Below are 7,658 nucleotides of genomic sequence, written 5' to 3'. Positions count from 1 at the left end.
TCGCCGTCCGGACGGCGATGGGTGAGAATGAGGTACTTGTCGTGCGCGCGGAGGTATGCCGCGACTTCGGAAACGGTCATTCCTGCTCATCCTCCGTGTTCAGTGTTTCGTTTTCGGGGTTCGCGGGCTTCACCACGCGCGGGTCGCGCAGCATCTCTAAGATGTGCGCGCCGTATTCGATGGAGTCGTCCGCGATGAACTGCAGCTCCGGCGTGTAGCGCAGCGACATGTTCGCGCCCAGCTCGCGCCGGAGATAGCCCGCCGCGCTCTTGAGACCGCGAATGACGTCCTTTTCGAGCGGCTTTTCGAGAACGCTTACGTAAATGCGCGAATAGCGCAGGTCGCTCGTCGTGTCCACATGGGTAATGGTCACCATGCCGCTCTGGACGCGCGGGTCCTTGAGCGTGCGGAAGAGCGAGCTGAGCTCGCGCTGGATCTCTTCATTGATGCGTCCAATGCGATTGCTTGCCATTTTTATTCCTCCTTTGAAAAAAGCAGGGGCGGGCGAACGCCCGCCCCTACCTTAAGGCTTCTAAACATTGCGCCGCGCACGGCGCAAAAATCTTGATCTGTATTTCTGACGACCTGTGCGTCAGAAATACACTTTACAGGCTGCAAACGTGCGAGCGCAGCGAGTGCGCTGCCGCAGCCTGAATCCTACTCAAAAATTCGCTTCGCGGATTTTTGAAGTCTTACTGCTCGATTTGTTCCATAACGTACGCTTCAACAATATCGCCGACCTTGATGTCGTTGTACTTTTCGAAGCTCAGGCCGCACTCGTAGCCCTGCGCGACTTCCTTGACGGAGTCCTTGAAGCGCTGGAGCGAGGCGAGGTGACCCTCGTGGATGACGATGCCGTCGCGCACGATACGCACGTCGCACGCGCGCTGGATCTTGCCGTCGGTGACATAGCAGCCCGCGACGGTGCCGACGGACGAGACTTTGTAGGTCTGGCGAATTTCGGCGTGGCCGATGATGGCCTCGCGGAACTTCGGCGCGAGCATACCCTTCATAGCGGCCTCGATCTCGTCGATGGCGTCGTAAATGACGCGGTACATGCGCATGTCAACATGGTTGCGGGCCGCGCTGTCGCGCGCCGCGGCGTCGGGACGGACGTTGAAGCCGACGATGATGGCGTTCGAGGTCGCGGCGAGCATGACGTCGCTCTCGTTGATCGCGCCGACCGCGCCGTGGATGACGCGCACACGGACCTCGTCGTTGGAGATCTTCTCAAGCGACGCCTTGACGGCCTCGACCGAGCCCATGACATCCGCCTTGACGATGATGTTGAGATTCTTCATCTCGCCCGCCTGGATCTGGCTGAACAGGTCCTCGAGCGAGACCTTCGTGATGGGGGCGTTGGCCTTGCGCTTTTCCTCTTCCTTGCGCTGCTCCACGAGCTCGCGGGCAAGGCGCTCGTCGGCGACGGCGTTGAAGTGTGCGCCGGCCTCGGGCACTTCGCCAAGGCCCGTAATCTCCACAGGCACGCTGGGGCCCGCGGTGGTGAGCTTCTGACCCTTGTCGCTCATCATCGCGCGCACGCGGCCGACAGCCGTACCAGCGATGATGATGTCGCCCTGATGGAGCGTGCCGTTCTGGACGAGCAGCGTTGCGATCGGGCCGCGGCCCTTGTCAAGGCGCGCCTCGACCACAGCACCGGACGCGGCACGGTTGGGGTTGGCCTTGAGCTCGGCGACCTCGGCGGTCAGCGCGACCATTTCGAGCAGGTTGTCGATGCCCATGCCGGTCTTGGCGGAGATGGGGCAGACAATGGTGTCACCGCCCCAGTCTTCGGCAACAAGGCCGTACTCGGTCAGCTGCTGCTTGATGCGCTCGGGGTTGGCGTCGGGCTTATCCATCTTGTTGATGGCGACGATAATGGGAATTTCAGCGGCCTTGGCGTGGTTGATGGACTCGATGGTCTGCGGCTTGATGCCGTCCTCTGCCGCAACGACGAGGATGGCGATATCCGTGATCATCGCGCCGCGGGCGCGCATGGAGGTGAACGCCTCGTGGCCCGGGGTATCGAGGAAGGTGATGGGCTTGCCTTTGATCTGCACCTGATAGGCACCGATGTGCTGGGTGATGCCGCCCGCCTCGCCGGAGGCGACGTGAGCGTTGCGGATATAGTCGAGAAGGCTCGTCTTGCCGTGGTCGACGTGACCCATGACGACGACGACCGGCGCGCGGGGCTGGAGCTCGTCGGCGCTGTCCTCGTGATCGTCGATGAGCTTTTCCTCGATCGTCACGACGACTTCCTTTTCGACCTTGCAGCCGAGCTCTTCAGCGACAAAGGACGCGGTGTCGAAGTCGATCATCTGGGAAAGGGACGCCATCACGCCGTTTTTCATTAGGCACTTGACGACCTCGGCGCCCGTCTTCTTCATGCGGGAGGCCAGCTCGCCGACGGAGATCTCGTCGGGAATTTTGACGGTCAGCGTCGTCTTCTTCGCGATCTCAAGCTGCAGGCGGCGCATTTTTTCGGCCTCTTCCTGCTTGCGCTTGCCGGAGAACGGCTGCTGACGGTTGTTGCGGTTTCTGCTGTTGCGGAACTTTTCCTTGCTGCCGCGCTCTAAGTCGCGGCGGTCACCGGAGCGCTCGGCCATGTCCTGCAGCTTTTCGTCGTACTTGTCAAGGTTGACGTTCGTGACCTTGCGGGTGTCGACGATCTTTTTTTCCGGCACGCGCGTCGTGGGATGCTGCGTGGCGGTGGACTTGCTCTGCTGCTGCACCGGCTGGGTGTTCTGCTGCGGCTGGGCGGGCTTGCCCTGCTGGCCCTGCTGGGGCTGGGGACGGCTGCCGCCGTTATTGTTTCTCGGCTGGTTCTGAGCGTTATTCGCCTTGGGCTGACTCTGCGCGGGAGCGGCCTTGGGCTCGGGCTTTTTCTGGGGAGCGGACTCGGCGTAGATCGACTCGATCTTCACCTGATGCTTCTGCGTCAGATGCTCGAAGATCAGGTTGACCTCGTCCGCGGACAACACCTGCGAAGGCTTCTTGCTCCCGTCCTCATAGGTACTCAGAACGGACAGAATGTCCTTCGACGTAAGGCCGAAGTCCTTTGCCATATCGGATACCTTGTTCTTGTTCATTGTAGTAGCCAAATTATTGCACCTCCGTGTGTTGTGATCTCTGCTTACTGTCTTTCTTGATGCTGCCCTTGCCCTTCTTCACGGGGCGGGAATGGGCAAAGCGCCTTGCCGCGCGCTGCTTTTCCGCGGCGCGGTGCGCCTTTTCTCTCTCGGCGCGCGTGCGTCCGTGCTTGACCGCGCCTCTCGGGCGCTTGCTCTCGCTCTTTTCCGCGCTCTTGGCCTTTGCGGCGGGAGCGGGCTGCGGCTCTTCCTGATGCGGCTTTTTCTTGCCGGTGCGCACATTTTTTTCGTGCTGCTTGAGCTCTTTCCTCCGCTCGGCGGCGCGGGCCGCCTTGATCGTCAGGCGCTTGGCCGCCTCGCCGTAGTGCGCTTCGTCACTCTCCGCCAGCTTTTTCGCGACGGCCTCGGCAAAGCCGATGTCCGTCAGCGCCAGCAGGGCGCAGGATGTGCGCCCCAGCGCTCTGCCGAGGTCCTCCTTCGTCGGCGGGATCTCAAGGCAGATGCACTCGCCCGCCTCGCCGAAGTGGAGCGCGCGGCGGCGCGTGTTGTCCGCCGCATCCGAGGCGATGAGGATGAGCCGCGCGTGCTTGCTTCGTGCCGCCGCGCCGACGGGCTCTTCACCGACCTCCAGCTTTCCGGCCTTTTTGGCAAGGCCGATCAGATTGAGCAGTTTATCCACCGTTTGCCATCTCCTTTTCCATTTCTTCGTAGACGCTCTCGGGGATGGCCGTGTCCAGCGCGCGCTCGAGCGCGCGGGATTTGCGCGCCCGCTTGAGGCATTCGCTGTTCGGGCAGACGTAAGCGCCGCGCCCGGGCTTTTTGCCCGTAAAGTCGAGCGACACCTCGCCTTGCGGCGATTTGACGGCGCGGATGAGTGCGCGTTTGTCCTTCATCTCGCGGCAGCCCACACACTGGCGCTGCGGGATCTTCTTCACTTTCTGCATGAGCCGCCCTCCTCTTTGGCGCTTTCAGCGCCTCGGACTTTTTTGCGCCGCGCACGGCGCAAATGAACTGAAATCGTTTTTACTAGCGACCGGTGCGTCAGTAAAAACACTTCTCGCCCCGCAAGTGTGCGAGCGCAAGCGAGTGCGCGCAACGGGGTGCAAATTGAAGCTCAAAAATGTGCCTATGCACATTTTTGAAGATCACTCTTCTTCGCGATAGCTCTCGGGCTTGATGTCGATCTTGTAGCCGACGAGACGTGCGGCTAAGCGCGCGTTCTGGCCCTCCTTGCCGATGGCAAGGGAAAGCTGATCGTCGGGCACGATGACGCGGCAGGCCTTGCCCTCTTCGGCAAGGCGCACGTCGACAACGTCCGCCGGAGCGAGCGCCGCGGCGATGTACTCCGCGGGATCGTCGCTGTACTTGATGATGTCAATCTTTTCGCCGCGCAGCTCTTCGACGATGCTGTTCACGCGCTGGCCGTGGGGGCCGACGCACGCGCCGATGGGGTCGACGTTCTCGTCGTTGCTCCACACCGCCATCTTCGTGCGGGAGCCCGCCTCGCGGGCGATGGAGCGAATCTCGACTGTGCCGTCGTAAATTTCGGGCACTTCGAGCTCGAAAAGACGCTTGACCAAACCCGGGTGCGTGCGGGAGATCACGACCTGCGGGCCGCGGGACTGGCGGCGCACGTCGACAAGGTAGACCTTGATGCGCTGACCCTCGATGAGCGTCTCGCCCTTGACCTGCTCGCCGGCGAGAAGAATGGCGTCTGTCGCTTCCGTGCCGGTGCCGATGCGAAGGGACGCATTGCCCGTGCGGGGATCGATGCGCGTGACGACACCGGTGAGAATTTCATGCTGCTTGGAGTTGTATTCGTCGTAGACCATGCCGCTCTCGGCTTCGCGCAGGCCTTGGATGATGACCTGCTTGCCGTTGCCCGCGGCGATGCGGCCGAATTCGATGTTGTCGACGGGAATGTTGACGATATCTCCGACGTTGTACTTGGCGGAGATGGCCTTCGCGTCATCGAGGCTCATCTGCGTGCCGGGGTTCTCGACCTCATCCACGACTTCCTTCTGCACGAACATCTTGAGCTCGCGCTTGCCCTCGTCCACGTCGACGACGACGTTTTCCACACCCTCGTGGTCGCGCTTGTAGGCGGTGGTGAGCGCCTGAACGATCTTATCCATCATAAAGGCCTGAGAAATGCCGCGTTCCTTTTCCAGCATCGCAAGCGCTGCGAAGATTTCATCACATTTCATGGGTATGCTCCTATTCTGTATAATCAAAGTAATTGGTATTCTTTTTGGTTAAAAGTCGCAGCGCAGGCGCACAAGCGCGACCGCGTCCTTTTCAAAGCGCTTTTCCTCTTCGCCGATGCGAAGCGTGACCGCGCCGTTGTCGTAGCCCGCGAGATCACCGGAAAATTCCTTGCGCCCGTCGACGGGCTTGTAGGTCTTCAAGAGCACGGGCGAGCCCATGAACTGCTCAAAGTCACCGGGCCGCTTGAGCGGGCGCTCCGCGCCGGCGGACGCGACCTCGAAAATGTAGCTCGACTCGATGGGGTCGGCCTCGTCCAGAATATCGCTCAGCGCGCGGGAGATGGCCTCGCAGTCGAGGATGTTCACGCCGCCGTCCTTATCAATGTAGATCCGCAGATACCACTGTCCGGCCTCGCGGACATATTCCACGTCCCAGAGCTTGCAGCCGTTCTCTTCGACCACGGGGAGCGCCAGTTCGCGCACGGTCTCTGTCACTTTCTTCATTGTATCCCTCGCAATCCGTGTTTTTTCCGAAATTTGCAAAAGAAAGAGCGGGCCAAACGGTCCACTCTGCGTTTCCTGCATCCATAACACAAGCATACTATCACACAAAGCTGCGGAATGCAAGCGTTTTTGCGCGCAGTTTGCGGCTTTTTTGAAAAAATTTCCGCTGTTTTCCGTTATTTTTTGCGCGCCGCACCCTTCCCGCTTGCAAAGCGGGGAAAAGTGTGCTATAAGGATAGGACTCTGAATAGAGAATGAGAGAGAGGGATATTTTATGGCGCGTTCCGCCACGCTCGATATGACGCAGGGCAGCCTTAGCCGCCAGATCATCGGCTTTTCGCTGCCGCTGATGTTCACTAACCTTTTGCAGATGCTCTTCAGCATGGTCGACCTTGCGGTCGTCGGCCGCTTTTCAAGCTCTGCCGCCATGGGCTCGGTCGGCTCGACCACGACGCTCATTTTCCTGTTCACGGGCTTTCTGATGGGCCTTGGCAGCGGCGTCAACGTGCTTGTCGCCACGTATTTCGGCGCGCGCAGCGAGAAAAACGTGCGCGAATCCGTCCACACGTCGTTTCTTGTCTGCCTGATCGCGGGCTTTTTAATGCTGGCGCTGGGCCTCATTTTCGCCCGCCCGCTGCTCGAGCTTCTGAACACGCGCGACGACCTCATCGACGGGGCGGAGCTGTACCTTCGCATCTACTTTCTCGGCATGCCTGCCGCCGCGCTCTATAACTACGGCAACGGCGTTCTGAATGCCATCGGCGACACGAAAACGCCGCTCATCTTCCTTTCCACCGCGGGCGTGCTCAATGTCATCCTCGACCTTGTGTTCGTCATCGGACTCGGGATGTCGACCGACGGCGTCGCGCTCGCGAGCATGCTCTCGCAGTGCGTGTCCGCGGGGCTCATCGTCCGCTCGCTCATGCGCAGCAAGGAGATCTACAGCCTCAGCTTAAAAGAGGTCCGCTTCCACAAGGACAAGGCCATCCACGCGCTGTCTGTCGGCGTGCCGGCAGGTTTGCAGAACGCGATCTTCTCGGTCGCAAACCTCTTCATTCAGGCGGGCGTCAATTCGTTCAGCACCGTCGTCGTCGAGGGCAACTCCGCGGCGGGCAATGTGGATAACCTCGTCTACTCCGTGATGAACGCGTTTTACATCGCCTGCTCGAGCTTTGTCGGGCAGAACTACGGCGCGGGCAAATCGCGCCGCGTGCTCAAGAGCTACCTGCTGACGCTCTGCTATTCCGCAGTAGCCGCAGCGGTGCTCGGCGGGCTGTTCCTGCTGTTTGGGCACCAGTTTCTCTCGCTCTTCACGTCGGAATCCGACGTCATCGAGGCGGGCCTCGCGCGCATCTGGGTCATGTGCTTCTCGTTCCCGATCTCAGCCACGATGGACTGCACCACCGCCGCCTCGCGCGGCCTTGGAAAGGGCCTCGTGCCGATGATCTTCGTGTTCCTCGGCTCGTGCGTGTTCCGCGTGGCGTGGATCTACACCGTGTTCGCCCACTTCCATACGATCCGCTCGCTCTATATGCTCTATCCGTTCTCGTGGGTACTCACGGGCGCGGCGGAGATCGCATACTTTTTGTATTGCTATAAGAAATATGTCAAGCCGCTGGATGCGTCCCACGCAGCAGAATGAAAAAGAGCTGTCCTTGCGGACAGCTCTTTTTTCGCCTAAAGGGCGAAGACTTCTTTCCACGCACGGCGCGGAGGGATATGCCGCCTGTGGGCGGCGGGGGCAAAGGGGGATATTCTCTTTCACGAAAGAGAATATCCCCCTTTAAATCCCCCAAGAGAAAGGTTTAGATTGGCAGTCTCGGGGTTGAATAACCTTTATGCCTTCGGAATGCAACTG

At 60.3% G+C, this 7,658-nt stretch carries 7 protein-coding genes; 1 reads left to right on the top strand and 6 read right to left on the bottom strand.

Translation table 11 applies throughout. The features are described 5' to 3' along the window. Nucleotides 1-76: 76 nt before the first annotated feature. The 6 genes from rbfA to rimP form a co-directional block, all read right to left on the bottom strand. On the bottom strand, nt 77-472 hold the full coding sequence (gene rbfA / locus NI20_RS0113565; protein WP_033121919.1) for a 30S ribosome-binding factor RbfA: 396 nt from the start codon (nt 470-472) through the stop codon (nt 77-79). 220 nt (nt 473-692) lie between these two features. Continuing rightward, nucleotides 693-3,089, bottom strand: a complete 2,397-nt coding sequence (gene infB, locus NI20_RS0113560; protein ID WP_033121918.1) for a translation initiation factor IF-2 — start codon at nt 3,087-3,089, stop codon at nt 693-695. Nucleotides 3,090-3,102: 13 nt separating this feature from the next. Then, nucleotides 3,103-3,768 (bottom strand): ribosomal L7Ae/L30e/S12e/Gadd45 family protein, encoded by a 666-nt coding sequence (locus NI20_RS14365; RefSeq protein WP_052084742.1) that lies wholly within the window; start codon nt 3,766-3,768, stop codon nt 3,103-3,105. After that, the gene (gene rnpM / locus NI20_RS0113550) at nt 3,761-4,033 is read right to left on the bottom strand and encodes an RNase P modulator RnpM (protein WP_033121917.1); all 273 of its coding nucleotides are present in this window, start codon (nt 4,031-4,033) and stop codon (nt 3,761-3,763) included. The genes NI20_RS14365 and rnpM overlap by 8 nt, the downstream gene beginning before the upstream one ends. Nucleotides 4,034-4,234: 201 nt before the next feature. Beyond that, nucleotides 4,235-5,296 (bottom strand): transcription termination factor NusA, encoded by a 1,062-nt coding sequence (gene nusA / locus NI20_RS0113545; protein WP_052084740.1) that lies wholly within the window; start codon nt 5,294-5,296, stop codon nt 4,235-4,237. Nucleotides 5,297-5,344: 48 nt separating this feature from the next. Further along, nucleotides 5,345-5,800, bottom strand: a complete 456-nt coding sequence (gene rimP, locus NI20_RS0113540) for a ribosome maturation factor RimP (RefSeq protein WP_033121916.1) — start codon at nt 5,798-5,800, stop codon at nt 5,345-5,347. 274 nt (nt 5,801-6,074) lie between these two features. On the opposite strand from rimP, the gene NI20_RS0113535 reads away from it, so the two are divergent. Further along, nucleotides 6,075-7,442 carry an MATE family efflux transporter gene (locus NI20_RS0113535; protein ID WP_033121915.1) on the top strand — a complete coding sequence of 456 codons (1,368 nt, stop codon included), beginning with the start codon at nt 6,075-6,077 and terminating at the stop codon, nt 7,440-7,442. Nucleotides 7,443-7,658 lie beyond the last annotated feature (216 nt).

Origin of the sequence: Oscillibacter sp. ER4, assembly GCF_000765235.1 — a bacterium.
In the GTDB taxonomy this organism is placed as follows: Bacteria; Bacillota; Clostridia; order Oscillospirales; family Oscillospiraceae; genus Hominicoprocola; species Hominicoprocola fusiformis.
This window is presented reverse-complemented; position numbering and strand designations above follow the sequence as displayed.

Excerpts from the sequence above, each read along its gene's own strand:
- rbfA (WP_033121919.1), bottom strand. The coding sequence starts at position 472 with ATGGCAAGCAATCGCATTGGACGCATCAATGAAGAGATCCAGCGCGAG.
- infB (WP_033121918.1), bottom strand. The coding sequence starts at position 3,089 with ATGAACAAGAACAAGGTATCCGATATGGCAAAGGACTTCGGCCTTACG.
- rnpM (WP_033121917.1), bottom strand. The coding sequence starts at position 4,033 with ATGCAGAAAGTGAAGAAGATCCCGCAGCGCCAGTGTGTGGGCTGCCGC.
- nusA (WP_052084740.1), bottom strand. The coding sequence starts at position 5,296 with ATGAAATGTGATGAAATCTTCGCAGCGCTTGCGATGCTGGAAAAGGAA.
- rimP (WP_033121916.1), bottom strand. The coding sequence starts at position 5,800 with ATGAAGAAAGTGACAGAGACCGTGCGCGAACTGGCGCTCCCCGTGGTC.
- NI20_RS0113535 (WP_033121915.1), top strand. The coding sequence starts at position 6,075 with ATGGCGCGTTCCGCCACGCTCGATATGACGCAGGGCAGCCTTAGCCGC.